1 protein-coding gene is annotated in these 18,608 nt (G+C 77.0%); it reads right to left on the reverse strand.

Going from position 1 to position 18,608, the window contains the following annotated elements:
- Positions 1-51: 51 nt before the first annotated feature.
- Positions 52-18,558, reverse strand: a complete 18,507-nt coding sequence (locus tag IE294_RS49180; RefSeq protein WP_306433518.1) for an SDR family NAD(P)-dependent oxidoreductase — start codon at positions 18,556-18,558, stop codon at positions 52-54.
- Positions 18,559-18,608 lie beyond the last annotated feature (50 nt).

Consider the following 18,608-nt stretch of genomic DNA (forward strand, 5'->3'; position numbering starts at 1 on the left):
GACCGCGGGCCGGCCGGGCCATGACCCGGCCGGCCCGCATCGCGGAAGCCGTCACAGGTCGTCGTAGGACTCGCTCAACGCCAGGACGACCAGTTCGTCCGCGGTCAACTCCGCCAGATCGGCGTCGTCCTCCCCGCTGGACGGCCGTGCTTCCGAGTGGCCGCCCCCTCCGTGACCGGACGGTTCCGGCTCCTGGCCGGGTGCCAGCAACCGCTCCAGATGGCCGGCGACCGCCGCCGGTGTGGGGTGGCTGAACGCGAGTGCGGCCGGCAGGGACAGACCCGTCGCCCCGGACAGCCGGTTGCGCAGCTCGACCGTCATCAGCGAGTCCAGTCCCAGGGCGTGGAACTGCCGGCCGGGGTCGAGGAAGCCCCGGCGGTGACCGGTGATCTCCGCGACCGCGTCCAGGACCAGATCCAGCAGTTCCGCTCCCCGACGCGGTTCCGCCCGGGCGTTCTCGCGCGCTCCCGTCTCCGGGGCGGTGACGGTGGATGGCCGCCGGTCACCGGTCAGCCGACCCGGCAACAGGACCGGGTCCCCGGCCGCCAGCGCCGCGTCGAAGAGCACCACGCCCTCTTCGGCGGTGATGGGCAACATGCCGCCGCGCCGGATGCGGGCCAGGTCCGCGTCGCCCAGCGCGGCCCCCATGCCTGCCACCGGTTCCCACAGCCCCCACGCCAGCGATACCGCCGGCAGCCCGAGGGAACGCCGGTGCCGGGCCAACGCGTCCAGTGACCGGTTGGCGGCGGCGTAGGCGGCCTGCCCGGCGGTTCCCAGGATGCCCGCCGCAGAGGAGAACAGCACGAACATCGCCGGCGGCCGGTCCCGCGTCAGCTCGTGCAGCGTCCACGCGGCATCGACCTTGGGACGCAGTACCCGGGTCAGCCGCTCCGGGCTCAGCGCCGTGACGACCGCGTCGCCGAGCGTCCCCGCGGTGTGCAGCACCGCCGTCAGCGGACGGTACGCCGGTACACCCGCGACCAGCCGGGCCAGTGCGTCCGGGTCCGTGACGTCGCAGACCGCCACGGTGACCCGGGCACCGAGCGCGCCGAGCTCGGCCACCAGTCCGCGGGGGTCCGCGCCGCGCCGGCCGGCCAGCAGCAGGTGCCGGGCGCCGTGGGCGGTGACCAAGTGCCGGGCGAACACCGCGGCGAGCGCACCGTCGCCCCCGGTGATCAGGACCGTCCCGTCCGGATCCAGGGAAGGCACGACGGGGAGCGCCGGCGCGGGAAGCGGCACCACGGCCTCTCCGAAGACGGCCCCGGCGCGCAGTGCCAGCCGGGACCGGCCCACCGCACGCGAGTCCGCCACCGCGGCCGGCAGCACCGCCCGGGACACCTCGGTGCCATCCACGTCCACCACCGTGAACCTGCCCGGATGCTCGGACTGGACCGAGGCGAGCAGCCCCCAGCAGGCGGCGTGCGCCGGGTCCGCCGTCCCGGCCGGAGGCACGGCCACCGCGCCCCGCGTGACGACCACCAGATGGGCGTCGTCGGGCTCCGGCCGCGCCAGCCAGATCCGTACGATCTCCAGCGCCGTACGGGTCACGGAGTGCACGGCCCGCGGACCGGGGCCCTCGGGAACCGGCAGCTCCACCACCACGGCCCCGGGACCGGCTGGCACAGCGCCCAGTGCCCGTGCGGGGTCGGGGCCGCACACGGTGACCGGCTCGGGAACGCCCGCCGCGGGGCGCGGGAGCGGCACCCAGCCCGGCCGGTGCAGCAGGCCGTCGACGGGCGGCCGCGGCGAGGGTCCGGCCGGGTCGTGCGGCACCCCTCGGGTGCGCGCGGACGGAGCGGATCGTGGTGAGGGTACGGCCGGATCGTGCCGTGCGTCTTCGTCGGGGCGTGCCGGGAGGTGCGATCCGGAGGGCGGCGGCGAGGGCGCGACCGAGCCGTGCGTCACGCCGCCGGCGGACCGGGACAGGAGGCGATCCCGGGAGATCGGCAGGAGGAGCAGCGCCTCCACGGACGCGACCGGCTCCCCCCGGCCGTCGGCGATGTCCACGCTCATCTCCCCGCCGTCATGGGGGCGCAAGGCCACGCGCAGGACGCCGGACGCCGGCCGGTGGATCGTGAACCCGCGCCACACGAACGGGATGTGCGGCAGCAGCCGCGCCTCGGGCCCGGAACCGCCCAGCAGCGGTGTCAGCCGTTCCGGGACGCCGTCGAGCCCGAGGGCGTGCAGCGCCCCGTCCAGCAGCACCGGGTGGACCCCGGTCGCGGCCCCGTACACGCCGGGCTGGGCGCGAAGCTCCGCGAACAGTTCCTCCCCGCGGCGCCAGCAGCGGACCAGTGAACGGAAAGAGGGCCCCCAGCGATAAGCGCCCAGGGCGGCGTGAGCGTCGTAGAAGGCGTCGGCCGGGACCTCGACCGCGCCCGGTGGCGGCCACGCCTGCGCTCCGGTCCAGGGGGCCCAGGCGGTGCCGGAGCCGGTGGTGAGCGCGCCCCGCGCCAGCACGGTCGCCCCGGCGGGGCTGTCCCCGTGGTGCACCAGGGTCACCGCCCGGCTGCCGGAGCTCTCCGGGCCCAGCCGCAGTTCGATGCGCGCATAGGCGTCCCCGGCGAGGACCAGTGGTGCGTGATGGGTCAGCTCGGCGACGTGCGGGCAGCCGGCCCGGCCTCCCGCCCAGGCGCACAGTTCCAGCCAGGTGGTGCCCGGCACCACGGTCCGCCCCAGCACCTGGTGGTCGGCGATCCACGGCTGGGCGGTGACGGACACACGGCCGGTGTGCACCACCGTGCCGTCCTCCTGTGTGTACGACGACTCCAGCAGCGGATGCCCGGCCGGCGCCGTGGCGTCCCCGGCCCAGAACCGGGTGTGCTGGAACGGGTAGAGGGGCAGCTCCCGCGCGGAGGGTCCGTAGCCGGGGTACCAGGCCACCGCGACCCCGGCCGCGTAGGCCTCGGCGAGGGCCCACGCCAGCGCGTCCGGTTCCGTCCGGCCGGGCCGGACCAGGACGACCCGGCCCTGCTCGCCGGCCCCGCCGTCCGCGCGTGCCACGGAAGTCCATGGCCCCTCGCCCAGCAGCAGCGCGGGCGAGTCCGCCGGGGCGTGCGGGGCACGCGGTTCCCGCGCTGTCCAGTACGTGGCCGAGCGCAGGACGTGCGGCCCCACCTCCTCACCGGTCACCTCCGACACCACCGGCAGCCCGGGCGGCCGGAACTCCAGCCCCGCCACCACCTCGGCGATCCGGTCGCCGGCGGTGACCAGGGCGGCGGCGCCCTCGGGGGTCAGCACTCCCGCCAGCCGGGCGGCGGCGACGCGTCCCGGCCCGCGGCCCCCGACGAAGGAGGGGCGCACGCCGTGCCGGGCGAGCGTCCGGGCGAGCGCCACGGCGAACGCGAAGGCCCGGGCGGCGGGGTCCCCGCCCGCCGACGCGTCGGGGGGCAGCCCCAGGCGACCGGCCTCCTCCCGCCACGCCGCCGCGAACACCGGGTGCGCCCTCGCGAGTTCACGGCCGGCGTCCGGCCGGTGCGACTCACCGGGCAGCAGCAGTCCGAGGCGCTGCCGGCCCCGCGCCCGCCCACGCACCAGGCGGGGGTCGTCGGCCCCGTCCGCCAAGCGCTCCAGCGCCGCCGTGAACTCCTCGGGGGTGCGCGCGACCACGGCCGCCCGCTCCTCGAACACGTGCCGGGTGGTGGCGAGCGCGTGCGCGACCGCGGCCGGCGGGGCCGGCTCCCGCGCGGCCAGGGCCCGGGCCGCCACGCGCAGCGCCGCGTCGGAACGGGCGGAAAGCGGCCACACGACGAGCGCGCCCGGCGCGACGGCCGGTACGGGTCCCGATGTGTGTACCGGGGCTTGTTCGAGGACGACGTGGGCGTTGGTGCCGCTGAGCCCGAACGCCGACACACCGGCCCGGCGGGGCCGCCCGGTCTGCGGCCACGGCGTCGTCGCGGTCAGCAGCCGTACCCGCCGCTCGTCCCAGTCGACGTACGGCGTGGGCCGGTCCACGTGCAGGGTGCGCGGCAGTACGCCGTTCCGCATGGCCTGCACCATCTTGATGATCCCGGTCACGCCGGCGGCGGCCTGGGTGTGGCCCAGGTTGGACTTGGCCGAGCCGATGAGCAGCGGCTCGCCGCCCGGGTGACGTTCGCCGTAGACCGCGTGCAGGGCGCGGGCCTCGACGGGGTCCCCGAGTGTGGTCCCGGTGCCGTGCGCCTCGACGGCGTCGACATCCCCGGGGACGAGCGCGGCCATGGCCAGGGCCTGACGGACGACCCGCTCCTGAGCGGGCCCGTTGGGCGCGGTCAGGCCGTTGCTGGCGCCGTCGGAGTTGACGGCGCTGCCGCGCAGCAGGGCCAGTACCCGGTGTCCGGCGCGCACGGCGTCCGACAGCCGTTCGAGGACGAGGAGCCCGGCGCCCTCGCTCCACCCGGTGCCGTCGGCGGCGGCCGCGAACGGCTTGCACCGGCCGTCCGGTGCGAGTCCGCGCTGCCGGCTGAACTCCTGGAAGGGGCCCGGCCCCGCCATCACGGTGACCCCGCCGGCCAGGGCCAACGAGCATTCCCGCGCGCGCAGGGCCTGGCTCGCCAGGTGGACGGCGACCAGCGAGGAAGAACAGGCGGTGTCGACGGTGAGGGCCGGCCCGTGCAGTCCGAGCGTGTACGCCACCCGTCCGGAGACGACACTGGAGGCGGTGCCGGTGACGTGGTGGCCCGAAGTGCCGGATACGGCTCCTTCCGCGTCGTAGTCCTGCGTCCAGGCGCCGACGAAGACACCCGTCGATGTGCCGCGCAGGGCCGCCGGGTCGATCCCGCCGTGCTCCAGGGCCTCCCAGGCGACTTCCAGGAGGATCCGCTGTTGCGGGTCCATCGCCCGTGCCTCGCGCGGGGTGATCCCGAAGAACTCCGCGTCGAAGCCCGCCGCGTCCGCCAGGAAGCCACCCTCGCGTACGTAGCTGCGCCCGGGTGCCGGCACGCCGGCGTCCGCGCCGAGCGGGGCGACGGGGGAGTGGAGGGCGGCGAGGTCCCAGCCGCGGTCGGTGGGGAAGGGCCCGATGACGTCCTCGCCCCGCGCCAGCAACTGCCACAACTCGTCCGGCGAGTGCGCGCCGCCCGGTAGACGACAGGCCATGCCGACGATCGCGATGGGCTCCACGCCGCCATCGCCCGCGCCGGCGGTGTCACGGTGGCCGCCGGTTCCGCTGTCCTCCGCCTCGACGCGGTCCTCGGCGTCGGTGCGGCAGGTGTCCCGTACACGGCCGTCCGCTCCGCCGCGGCCGTGGTCCCCGGCCGGGTCCTCGTCCGCTGCCCGGCCGCCGCCCGCCGTCAGGGCGCCGGTCCTCGTCCGCTCCTCGTGCGCCGGGGTGCCGTCCGTGGCGGGGATGCCGGTCGCCGTGGGGGAGCCGGTCGTACTCGGGGCGTCGTTCCCGGCTCGTGCGCCGTCGGTGTCCTTCGCGCCTTCCGTGTCTTCCGTGAGGCCGGTGGCGGACGTCGTGCGGCACGCGTCGGTGTCGTGGTCCGCCGGAGCGCCCCCCTCCCCGGCGGCGTACCCGTCGGAGCGCGTGGGCGCAGGCGCGTCCGCCAGCAGGCGGGCGACGGCGTCCGGGGTGGGGTGGTCGTAGACCAGCGTGGCCGGCAGGGGTGCGCCGGTCTCGGCGGTCAGCCGGTCACGCAGGTCGACGGCGAGGAGCGAGTCCACACCCAGCGCGTGGAACGGGAGGGCCGGATCGATCCCGGCCACCGGATGGCCGGTGACCGCCGCGACTTGTGCGACGACCAGATCACGCATGCGTGCCGGTGTCTTTGCCGTTCGCCGCGGGAGCGGCCCCGTCGGCCGCCGGCCGTCGCGGACGGCGGCCGACGGCACGACCAGGTCCAGCAACGGCCGGGGCCCGGCCGCCCGCAGGACGGCGGCGAAGCGGGGCCAGTCGACATCGGCCACGGTCACGGTGGGCCGCCCGTCCTCGACGGCCTCCCGCATCGCCGCGAGGGCCGCGTCCGGTGCGAGGAGGCGCAGGCCGCCGCGCAGCAGCCGGTCGGCCAGCCGCTCCTCCCGCGCCATGCCGCCGCCGGACCAGGGGCCCCAGGCCACCGAGGTGGCGGGAAGACCACGCTGGAACCGACGCTCGGCCACGGCGTCGGCGCAGGCGTTGGCAGCCGCGTAGGCGCCCTGTTCCACCCCGCCCCACACCCCGGCGGCCGACGAGAAGACGACGAACGCGTCCACGGCGTCACCGGCGAGTTCGTCCAGCAGAACGGCCCCGGTCGCCTTGGCCGCCAGCGCCGCCGCCAGCTCACTGGCGCCGGTGCCGGCCACCGGGGCCCGGTGGTCCACCCCGGCGGCGTGCACCACGGTGCGGATCGGGCCGTGTTCCGCCTCGGCCCGCTCCCACGCCGCGGTGAGAGCCGCGCGGTCGCTCACGTCGCAGGCGACATGGGAGACCGTGGCACCGGCGGAGAGCAACCGCCGGGTCAGCTCCGTGGCGCCGGGGGCGCCCGGACCACGGCGGCTGAGCAGGACGACATGCCGGGTGCCGTGGCGGACCAGCCACTCGGCGGTGCGACCGCCGAGCGCCCCCGCTCCGCCGGTCACCAACGCGGTGCCGCGCGGCCGCCAGCCGCGGACCGCGGCGGGTGGTGGTGCGACGGCGAGCCGGCGTACGTGGAGACCGTCCGCGCGCAGGGCCAGCGCCTCCTCCGGGCCGGCGTGGTCCAGCACCCGCACCAGCCGGCCGACGGTCGCGCGGTCGGTCACGGCCGGCAGGTCGACCAGCACGTGGCGCCGGGCCCGATCCTCCAGCGCCGCGGCTCGCACCAGCCCCCACACCGCCGCCTGCGCCGGAGAGGTCACCGGGTCCCCGCCCGTGCCGACGGCGCCGCGGGTGAGCAGCCACAACGGTGTCCCGGGCGCGGCGTCACCGGCCGCTCCCAGCAGCAGGAGGGTAGCGGCCGTACCCGCGCGCAGATCCGGGAGTACCGGATGGGCCCGCGCGTCCAGGGCGAGCAAGGACAGTACACCGTCCAGCGGCCCGGCCTCGCGCAATCGCGCGGCCAGCCCGGCCCGCTCCGTGTGCCCCGTGACGGTGAGCCGGGTGATCCGCGCGCCGGCGTCCGCGAGCGCCTCGGACAGAGCCGGGGCCAGGTCCGCGGCCGGGGATTCGGCCGACGGGTCCGCCGATGGGGTCCTTCCCTCCGTCCCGTCCGGTACGAGCAGGGCCCAGTGGCCGCGGACGGCCGTCCGCGTGGTGTCTTCACCGGTGTCCGAGGGACCGGTGTCCGCGGGGACCCCCGCCGGTCCGGCGGTCCGACGGTGCCAGACGACGTGGTAGCGGGCGGGACCGGGTGTACCGGGTGCGGCCGTGCACGGGGTGGAGGCCGTGACGGGCGAATCAGGACGCCCGCCGGGTTTTCCGGGACTCGTGCGGGGCGTGGCCGACAGCCCGGGGTGCGTTCCGGGCGCATCGGAGAGCTCAGGGCGTGTGCCGGGCGCATCGGCGTGCCCCGTGGCCGTACCGGCGGGTCGCGGGTCTGCGTGCGTCTCCGGCCGTTCCCGATGGAGCGGGGCCGGCCGGTCCTCGGCGACGTCGGGCCCCGCCGCTCCGTCCGTCAGCCAGAAGCGGGTACCCCCGAAGGGGTACGTCGGCAGATCCGTGAGCCGGCCCGGCAGTACGGCCGCCCAGTCCAGGGACGCGCCGGCGCAGTGGGCGCGCGCCAGTGCCGAGGCCAGGCGGTGCGGCTCGGTGCCGGTCCCGCCCAGCAGCGGCACGGTGACGGCGTCCGGCACCATCCGGCTCAGGGTGGAGTCCGGACCGGCCTCCATGAGGACGGTCACGCCCTCGGCGGCGAGGGCGCGGGACGCCTCCAGGAACCTCACCGGGCCGAGCAGTTGCCGGGTCCAGTAACCGGGCGAGGACAGTTCGTCGGCGGTGGCCGGGCGGCCGGTCAGCGTGGAGACGACCGGAACCGTGGCCGGCCGGAACTCCAGGCCGGCCAGCACCCGGTGGAAGTCGCCGACGGCCTCCTTCAGCAACGGCGAGTGGAAGGCCCGGTCGCCCGGCAGACGGACCGCCCGTACGCCGGCCGCGGCCAGGGCGGCGGCCAGTTCCTCGACGGCCGCCGGCTCCCCGGAAACCGTGAGCGAGCGGTCGCCGTTGACGGCGGCGATCCAGACGGCGCGCCTGGCGAGGAAGGGCACGACCTCGTGCTCGGCGGCGAACACCGCGAGCATGGCACCGGCCGGCGAGCGCTCCTCCACCAGACGGCCGCGGGCGCACACCAGCGCGCAGGCGTCCGCCAGGCCGAGCACGCCTGCGGCGTGCGCCGCGGCGATCTCGCCGACGGAGTGGCCGATGAGACGGTCGGGCCGCAGCCCCCAACCGCTCAGCAGCCGGAACAGGGCCGTCTCCAGCGCGAACAGCGCCGGCTGGGTGTACCGGGTGCGGTTCAGCGCCGCCTCGTCCCGCCACATGACTTCGCGCAGCGGGCGGTCCAGACCCGGATCGAGGAGATCGCAGACCTCGTCGAAGGCCGCCGCGAACGCGGGGAACGCCGCGTACAGTTCCCGCCCCATGCCGAGCCGCTGGCTGCCCTGGCCGGTGAACAGGACGGCCGTGCCGCCGGGCTCGGCCGCGGGGGCGCGCACCACCGCAGGCGTGGTACGTCCCGCCGCCAAGGCCTCCAGTCCTTCGACGAGCAGGTCGCGGCCGGCGGCGACCACCGCGGCCCGTACGGCGAAGCGGGACCGGTGACCGGCCAGCGTGCGTGCCACGTCGGCGGGCGGTGTGCCGGGCGCGGCGGCCAGGTGGCGAGCCAGCCGCGCGGCCTGCTCGCGCAGGGCGGTCTCGTCCCGGGCGGACAACAGCCAGGGCAGCGGCCGCTCGTCCACTTTCCCGGTTCCGGCGCGGTGCGGGGCGGCCCGCCCGGCCACCGCGTCGGCCGAGCCGCCGGGAGCCGGCGGTTCCTCCAGGATGAGGTGGGCGTTGGTGCCGCTGATGCCGAAGGCCGACACACCGGCCCGGCGCGGCGCCGAGGACCTCGGCCAGGGCCGGGACTCCGTGAGGACCGCGACCCCGCCGCCGTCCCAGTCGACCTTGCCGGTGGGCCGGTCCACGTGCAGGGTGCGCGGCAGCACGCCGTGCCGCAGCGCCTGCACCGTCTTGATGACACCGGCCACACCCGCGGCGGCCTGGGTGTGCCCGAGGACGGACTTCACCGAGCCGATCCACAGCGGCGCGCGGCGGTCACCGCCGTAGGCGGAGATCAGGGCGGACGCCTCGATCGGATCGCCCAGGACCGTGCCGGTGCCGTGTGCCTCGACGGCGTCCACCTCGTGCGGTCCGAGCCCGGCCGCGGCCAGGGCCTGCCGGATCACGCGTTCCTGGGCCGCGCCGTGCGGGGCGGTCAGCCCGTTGCCCCCGCCGTCGGAGTTGACGGCGCTGCCCCGGATCACGGCCAGCACGGGATGTCCGGCGGCGACGGCGTCACTGAGGCGTTCCAGCAGCACCAGGCCCGCGCCCTCGGCGAATCCGGTGCCGTCGGCGGCGTCGGCGAAGGACTTGCAGCGCCCGTCGGGGGCGAGCCCGCCCTGCCGGGTGAACTCGGCGAGCACGCCGGGTGTGGCCATGACGGTGGCACCGCCGGCCAGCGCCAGGTCGCACTCGCCCGACCGCAGGGACTGGGCGGCCAGGTGCAGGGCGACCAGGGAGGAGGAGCAGGCGGTGTCCACCGTGATGGCGGGGCCCTCGAACCCGAAGGTGTAGGCGAGCCGTCCTGACGCCACGCTCGCGGAGGTGCCGGTCAGCAGGTGCCCGCCGCTCTCCCCGGCGTCCGCGAGCCGGGGCCCGTACTCCTGGGCCATGACGCCGGTGAACACCCCTGTCCTGCTGCCCCGCAGGTCGGCGGGGACGAGGCCGGCGCGTTCCAGCGTCTCCCAGCCGACCTCCAGCAGCAGCCGCTGCTGCGGGTCCATCGCGAGGGCCTCCCGCGTCGAGACGCCGAAGAAGGCGGCGTCGAAGCGGTCGGCGTCGGACAGGAAACCGCCGCGCGCGGTCGCCAGGGCGGTCCGGGGCCAGCCCCGGTCCGCGGGCAGGGGCGTGAGCGTATCGACGCCGTCCGTGACCACGCGCCACAGGTCCTCCGGCGAGCGCACCGCGCCCGGGAAGCGGCAGGCCATCGCCACGACGGCGATCGGCTCACCGGCTCCCCGCCCGGCCGGACCCACCGCTGACGCGCCGGTCCCGTCGGCCGCCCCGTGGCGGGGAGACTCCCGGCCGGACAGGGCCGCCGACACCAGATGGCCGGCCAGAGCGGCGGCGGTGGGGTGGTCGAACACCACCGTGGTCCGCAGCCGCAGGCCGGTCGCCGCGCCGAGTCGGCGCCGCAGCTCCGTGGCGGTGAGCGAGTCCAGCCCGAGGTCGCGAAAGGCGCGGCCGGGCTCCACGGCGGCGGGGTCCTCGTGCCCCAGGACCTCGGCCGTCAGGCGGCGGACCAGAGCGAGCGCGGTGGCCCGGCGGCGGTCCTCGGGCAGGTCCCGCAGGCATTCCCGCCAGTTCTCGTCCGCCGGTTCCGCGGCGAGGCGCTCCGGTGCCTGCGCCCGCACCGGGTCCAGACGGGCCCCGATCACGTGCGCGGGAAGGCCGCCGGCCAGCACGGCGTCCAGCACCCGCAGTCCGTCCTCGTCGGTGAGCGGGGCGATGCCACGGCGCCCGAAGCGGGCACGGCCCGCGTGCCCCATGGCGCGGGTCATGGCGCTCTCGCGCTCCCACAGTCCCCACGCCACCGAGGTGGCGGGCAGCCCTTCGGCGCGCCGCAGCACCGCCAGCGCGTCGAGGAAGGCGTTGGCCGCGCCGTAGTTGGCCTGGCCCTCGGCGCCGAGGGTGCCGACGACGGAGGAGAAGAGCACGAACGCGGCGGGCCGCGCCGCGCGGGTGAGCGTGTGCAGGTGCCAGGCGCTGTCCGCCTTGGCCCGCAGGACGGTGCGCAGCTGCCGCGTGGTGAGGGTCGTCATCGTCGCGTCGTCGAGGACGCCTGCCGCGTGCACGACCGCGGTCAGCGGGTGCGCGGCGGGTATGCCGGCCAGGACCGCGCCGAGGGCGTCCCGGTCGGCCGCGTCGCACGCGACGATTCGTGCGCCGGGCCCCAGCTCGGCCGGCAACCGTTGGGCGCCGGGCGCCGCGGGGCCCTGGCGGCTGAGCAGCAGCAGGTGCCGGAAGCCCCGTGCGCGCAGGTGCCGGGCCACCAGCGCGCCGAGCGTCCCGGTGCCCCCGGTGATCACAACGGTGCCGTTCCGGTCGGGTGTGCCGGGAACGGCGTGACCCCGGCCGGGGCCACCGGCCGGGCCCGGGGCGGGCGGCTCCGGCGCGGAGGCCCCGGCCGGGTCCGACGCCCGCGGTTCCCTGGCCCGGCCCGGAACACGTTCGGGCGCGTACCCCGGGCTGCCGGGCGGGGTGGCCGGTGCGGGTGCCGGTGCCGTGGCGTGCTCCGGGGCGGGCGTCGGCGGCTCGGGAGCCGGCACCACCGGCTCCGTGACGGTGAGGAGGGTCAGACACGGCGTGAACAGCCGCCCGCGGCGCACCGCGACCTGGTCCGCGCCGCAGGCCGCGGCGGCCCGCAGCGCGGTGCGGTCGGCCGGGTCCACCGGCTCGTCACCGCCGCCGGCCGTGTGTCCGCCGCCATCGGCGTCGGTGCCGGCGTTCCCGTCACCGGCACCACCCGTACCCGTACCGGAAGCGGACAGCGCGTCGGTGGAGGGGGCCGGCTCGTCCAGGTCCACCAGCACCAGCCGGCCGGGATGCTCGCGCTGGACGCACCGCAGCAGCCCCCACACTGCCGCGGCCCCGGGATCGAGGACCGGTTCCCCGTCCGCGACGGCCACGGCCCGGCGGGTGCTGATCAGTAGCCGTCCACGTTCGCCCCGCGCCCGCCAGGCGCGCACGGCGGCCAGCGCGGACCGGGCCGTCTCGTGCGCGGCGGCGGCCGGGTCGGCGCCGCCTGTGCCGTCACAGTGCACCATCTCCAGGACGTCGTCGTCCGCGTCCGCGCCGCGGGTCCCCGGCCCGGCCGTCTCGCGCCACAGCAGGCGGTACAGGTCCCGGTCGCCTGCTCCGGACCGGGGCGCGGGACGCAACGTCACCTCGCCGATCTCCAGCACCGGCGTCCCAGAGGTGTCGGTGGCCAGCACCCGGTGGGTGCCAGGACCCAGCGCGACGGCCCGCACCCGCAGATCGCGGGCCTCCGCAGCCAGGACGCGGACGTCTTTGAAGGAGTACGGCAACAGCAGGTCCCCGTCCGCTCCGCCCGCGCCGCGCAGCAGCGGTTGCAGTACGGCGTCCAGCAGGGCCGGATGCAGTGCGAACCCGGCGACCGCGTACGCGTCGGGCAGGCGGGCCGCCGCGAAGGAGAGGCCGCCGTCCTCGTCCCCGGCCGGCCACACTCCGGCCAGGGCGCGAAACGGCCCGTCGTAGGCGTAACCGGCGGCGAGCAGGTCCTCGTACCACCCGTCAGGGGCCTCCGGCTCCCCGGGCGGCGCCCAGGAGGACGCGCCGTCGCCGGACCGCGGTGCCGGATCGGCCGTCAGGACGCCCGTGGCGTGGACGGTCCACGCACCAGCGTGTCGCGGCCCGGCCGGGCGGGAGGACAGGGTGACGGTGCGCCGGCCGTCATCCTCGTCGCCGAGCACCGCCTGCATGGTGACAGCGCCGGTCTCCGGCAGGACTACCGGCGTGTCGATGACCAGGTCGCGCAGCAGGGGCGTCCCGGCCCGCCGGCCGGCCCACAGGGCCGCCTCGGCGTACGCCGAGGCCGGCAGGAGGACGCGGCCGGCCACGGTGTGACCGGCCAGCCAGGGATGGGAGGCGAGGGACAGTTCAGCCGTGAGCACGGTGGTGCCGGAGCCGGCCACATCGACGGGCGTGCCGAACAGGCCGTGGCCGCCCGCAGCCGCCGCCGGGCGCGCGGCGGGCGCCAGCCAGTGGCGCCGCCGCTGGAACGGGTACGTCGGCAGTGGGACGGGCGGCGGACCGGACGGCGCCGGCACGAGCCGGTGCCCGTCGACCGGTGCGCCGGCCGTCCACGCGCGGGCGATCGCGCGGGTGAAGTGGTCCACGTCCGCGCCGTCCCGGCGCAGCGACGGCAGGACGGTGACCTCCGCGCCCGTCTCCTCGGCGATCTGCTCGACCGCGTCCCCGAGCACCGGGTGGGGTCCCACCTCCACGAACAGCCGGTGACCGTCGGCCAGCATGGCGCGCACCGCCCGGTCGAGCCGGACCGGCTCGCGCAGATTGCGGAACCAGTAGCCGGCGTCGAGGGCGGTGCCGGGGCAGCGGGCACCGGTGGTGGCCGAGTAGAAGGGCACCGTCGTCCCGGCGGGGGCGGGCCCGGACAGGGCCGCGGTCAGCTTCTCCCGCAGCCGCTCCATCCACGGGGAGTGGCTGGCGTAGCCGACGCCCAGCAGCCGGGCGGGCGTGCCGCGCGCCTCCCACTCGGCCACCAGCGCGCGCAGTTCGGTCCGGTCGCCGGCCAGTACGGTGGCACGCGGTCCGTTGACGACCGCCACGCGGGCTTCGCAGCCCCGGGCGGCGAGATGCGCGCGCACCTCCTGCTCGCCGAGAGCCACGGACGCCATGCCGCCGGTGTCCGGCGCCGGCTCGGCCAGGACGCGGGCCCGCACCGCCACGATCCGCGCCGCCTCCTCCAGGCTCAGGGCCCCGGCGATGTGGGCGGCGGCGATCTCCCCCTGCGAGTGCCCGACGACGGCGGTGACCGGCACGCCGTGGTCGCTCCACAGCCCGGCTACCGACACCGACACGGCGAACAGCGCGGGCTGCACCAGATCGACCCGGCCGAGCATCGTGCCGGACTCGTCGCCCAGGAGGTGCCGCAGGGTCAGGTCGCTGTGGGCGGCGAGCGCCTCGACGGCCGTACGCAGCCGCCGGGCGAACGCGGGCGACTCCGCGTACAGGGCGCGTGCCATGCCGGGCCACTCGCCGCCCTGTCCGGGAAAGACCAGGGCCACCCCGTCATGACCGCCGGCGGTCCCGCTCTCACCACGGGCGTGGGGCGTACGGTCCGCCACCGCACGCAAGCCGGTACGCAGTTCCTCCGCTTCACGGCCCCACACCGCCGCCCGATGGGACAAATGGGCCCGGCCGGTGCCGAGGGCGTGCGCGACCTGCCCTACGTCGGCCTCGGGATGGTCCACGGTGTACTGGGCCAAGGCGCGGGCTTGCGCGCGCAGCGCGGCGGGCGTGTGGGCGGACAGCAGCCACAGCGCGGGAGCCGGGCGGGGCACGCCCGCCGGGTCCGGGCCGCCCGGCTCCCGCGTACCGGCCCCGGCCGGCTGGGCGTCCGGCTCACCCGCGTCCGGCGCGGGCGGGAGGGGTGGAGGCTCCGCGAGGATCAGGTGGGCGTTGGTGCCGCTGATGCCGAACGACGACACTCCCGCCCGGCGCGGCCGGTCCCGGTCGGGCCACGGCCGGGCACGGGTCAGCAGCCGTACCGGGCCGCCGCCCCAGTCCACCTCGCGCGTCGGTTCCGTCACGTGCAGGGTCGCGGGCAGCTCCCGGTGGCGCAGCGCCTCGACGACCTTGATGACCCCGGCGACGCCGGCCGCCGCCTGGGTGTGGCCCAGGTTCGACTTGACCGAACCGAGCCACAGCGGGTGGACCGGGTCGCGGTCCCTGCCGTAGACGGCGAGGAGCGCGCCGGCCTCGACAGGGTCTCCGAGGGCCGTGCCGGTGCCGTGCGCCTCGACCGCGTCCACGCCGCCCGGACCGAGTCCGGCGGCGTCGAGCGCCTGACGGATCACCCGCCGCTGCGCACGGCCGCTGGGTGCCGCCAGTCCGTTGCTGGCACCGTCGGAGTTGACGGCGCTGCCGCAGACGACCGCGAGGACGGGGTGACCGTGGCGCCGGGCCTCGGACAGGGGCTCCAACAGCACCAGCCCCGCGCCCTCGCCGAAGGCGGTGCCGTCGGCGTCGGCCGAGAACGCCTTGCACCGGCCGTCGGGTGCCAGCGCCTGCCTGCGGCCGAGTTCGGTGATGACGCCGGGCGCGCCCATGACGGTGACCCCGCCCGCCAGGGCGAGCCGGCACTCGCCGAGCCGCAGGGCCTGCGCCGCCTGGTGCAGGGCGACCAGCGAGGAGGAGCAGGCGGTGTCGATCGTGAGGGCGGGGCCCTCCAGGCCGAGGACGTAGGCGATCCGGCCGGAGAGCAGCGCCGGGGTGGTGCCGGTGAAGAGGTAGCCGTCGTGCCCGGGGGAACCGTCCGCGGTACGGGGGCCGTACTCGTGGCCGGTGCCGCCGATGAACACTCCCACGCGTTCGCCGCGCAGTCCGGTGGGGTCCAGTCCGGCGCGTTCGAACGTCTCCCAGGCCAGCTCCAGCAGGATCCGCTGCTGCGGGTCGAGCGCGTCGGCCTCGCGCGGACCGATGCCGAAGAAGTCCGCGTCGAACCGGTCGGCGTCGTGCAGGAACCCGCCTTCGCGGACGCCGGCCGGCCCCAGCCCGCCCGGCCCCGCGGGCCAGCCCCGGCCGGCGGGCAGCGGACCGGCGGTGTCCCGGCCCTCGGCCAGGGCCTGCCACAGGTCCTCCGGTGAGGCGATGCCACCGGGGAACCGGCAGGACATGGCCACCACGGCGACCGGCTCGTCGCCGCGCGGTGCGGTGTTCGCGGTGCCGGCCGCGCGCACGGTGCCCGGCGGGTGGGGCCCGCCGGTACTGTCGGCGCGGGCGAGACGGGCGCCGAGCGCGGCCGGGGTCGGATGGTCGAACAGTGCCGCTGCCGTGACCGTGATTCCCGTGGCGGTGCTGAGCCGCCGGCACAGTTCCAGGGACAGCGACGAGTCGAGGCCGAGGTCGCGGAAGGGCCGTGCGGGATCGATGTCCCCGGCACCGTCATGCCCGAGCACCCGCGCCGTCAGTTCCCGTACGAGCCGCCGGGCCTCCCGCTCGCCGGGGGGCGTGGGTACGCCGGCGGGAGCGGTGGTGACGGCGACGGCCCTCCCGGACGCAGTGGTGAGGGCGTCGGCGTCGCCGGGTTCCCCCGAACCCGCGCCTGTGGGGACGGGAACCCCGCTGCCCGTCCGTTCCCGGTCGGTGGCCGGTGTCCCGGTGGCCGGACCGGTGGACGCTTCGGACGTCGTGCGGGTGGGGTCTGGGACCGGCGCCGCACCGGTGTCCGCCCGCTCGGCCGCCTCCCGCTCGGCCGCTTCCCGCCCGTCCGCGACCGCGTACGAGCGCCGCTGGAAGGCGTACGACGGCAGGTCCGCGGGCGCGGGCCCACCGGTGAAGTGCCCCGACCAGTCGATGTCGGCGCCCAGCGCGTGCGCGGTGGCCAGGGCGCGGTGGAACCGGGTCACGCAGTCGTCGTGCCCGTCGAAGGTGGACACCAGCCGTACGGCGGTGTCCGGGACCGCTGCGTCGGTGCCCTCTGGTACGAGGAGGTGTCCGGTGTCGCCGTGTCCGCTCGGGACGGCGACCGGCCCCGTCCCCGCGGTGGTCGGTGGCGGGCCGACCGTCACGAACAGGTCGTGCCCCGCTTCCCGCAGCGCGTGCACGGCACCCGCCCATCCGCCGGGCGCCGGGCGCCGGCTCCAGTGGTCAGGGGCCAGCCGGTCCCCCACCACGGCGGCGCCCGTCACCGACGAGTACAGCGCGCTTGTCCGCCCGCGTCTGCGGGCCCGTTTCGGGGGCGCGGCCGCGGACCGGTCCGTGACCAGAAGCCGTACCGCTTCCGGCAGCGAAAGGTACCCCGTCAGACACGCGGCGGCGAGTTCCGCCCCGTCCTCGCCCAGGACCGCGTCGACGCGCAGGCCGCGTGCCTGCCACAGTGTGCCGAGCGCCATCGTCAGGGTGAACGCGGCCTCTTCGTCGTGGAGGCCCGAGGGGTCGTGGACCCCCGAGGGGGAGAGCAGGCCGGTCCGAACCGACCGGCCGGTGACGGCGGCGAGGGCCCGGTCACAGCGGGCGACGGCGGCGGCGAACGCCGGTTCGGCGGCGAGCAGAGCGCGCACCTCGGCCGCTTCCAGGGACACACCGGCCCGCAGCAACAGGGCCGTACGGGCAGGGCGGAACGCGGTGCCCAGCACGAAGTCACCACTGGCCCGGCCGCCGGTCAGGGCGTCGAGACCCGCGGTGAGTCCGGCGGAGTCCCGGCCGACGACGGCGGCCCGGTGGGCCAGGTGCGCCCGCCCGGTCGCCAGGGTCCGGGCGACGGCGGCCGGCGGGAGCGGACCGGCCGCCTCCAGGTGGCCGCGCAGCCGGGCCGCCTGGGCACGCAGCGCTCCGGGCGTCGCCCCCGACAGCACCCAGGTGTGCGGCACCCCGTCGGCGCGCCGCCGCGCCCGCGGCGCTTCGGCGAGCACCAGGTGGCAGTTGGTGCCGCCCATACCGAAGGAGGACACGCCGGCGACGCGGGGACCGGCTCCCCGTGGCCAGGCCCCGCCCTCCCGCCGCACGCTCAGCCCCAGCTCGGCCAGCGGGATGTCCGGGTGTGCCGCGGCGAAGTTCAGGGAGGCGGGGAGTCGCCCGTGCCGGAGGGCGAGCGCCACCTTGGCCAGTCCCGCGATGCCCGCGGCGCCCTCCAAGTGGCCGATGTTGGTCTTGACCGAGCCCACCGCCAGCGGGTCGGTCCGGTGGGAGCCCAGTGCCGCGCCGAGGGCGCGCGCCTCGACCGGGTCGCCGGCCCGGGTGCCGCTGCCGTGCAGTTCGACGTACGACAGTTGCTCCGGACGGACGCCGCTGCGCTGCCAGGCGTCGCGCAGGACCTCCTCCTGCGCCGCGCGGCTCGGGGTGGTCAGGTCCTCGTCGGCGCCGTCGTTGTTGACCGCCCCGCCCAGCACCACGCAGTGGACGCGGTCCCCGTCGGCGAGTGCGCGGGACAGCGGTTTGAGGACCACGGCCGCGCCGCCCTCGCCGCGGACGTACCCGTTGGCCCGGGCGTCGAAGGTGTAGCAGCGCCCGTCCGGCGACAGGGCACCGAAGCGCTGTGTGCCGAGTGCGCCGGTCTCGCTCAGAAGCAGGTTGACGCCGGCGGCCACCGCGGTGTGCGACTCGCCGCGCCGCAGGCTCTCACAGGCGAGGTGTACGGCGACCAGCGAGGAGGACTGGCCGGAGTCCACGGTGAAACTGGGGCCGCGCAGCCCCAGGGCGTGGGAGACGCGGTTGGCCAGCATGGCGTGACTCGTCCCCGCCAGGGTGTGGGCGGTGACACCGCTACCGCCGGGGCCGGTGACGGGCGACGGACCGGCCATGGCGCCGACGAACACGCCGGCCGGACCACGGCGCAGGACCGCGGGCGGGGTGCGCGCGTCCTCCAGGGCCTCCCAGGACAGTTCGAGCATGAGTCGTTGCCGCGGGTCCATGGCGGCCGCCTCGCGCGGCGAGATCCCGAAGAGATCAGGGTCGAAATCCGCCAGGTCGCCCAGCAGTGCGGCGAACTGCGCCCCGACGGCGGGACGGCGCGCCGCCGGGACTCGAACCACCGCGTCCCGGCCCTCGTCCAGCAGGTGCCAGAACCGGCGGGCGTCCGGTGCCTGCGGCATCCGACAGGCGATACCGATGACAGCTATGGGCTCATCATTCACACCTGACATCAGGTTACTCACGTCAGTGAACATAGCATTATGTCAACATTCAGCAGTAGCTGCTTGACTGACTTCGATCGAAA

The sequence above is a fragment of the Streptomyces canarius genome, assembly GCF_014650735.1.
Taxonomy (GTDB): domain Bacteria; phylum Actinomycetota; class Actinomycetes; order Streptomycetales; family Streptomycetaceae; genus Streptomyces; species Streptomyces olivaceoviridis.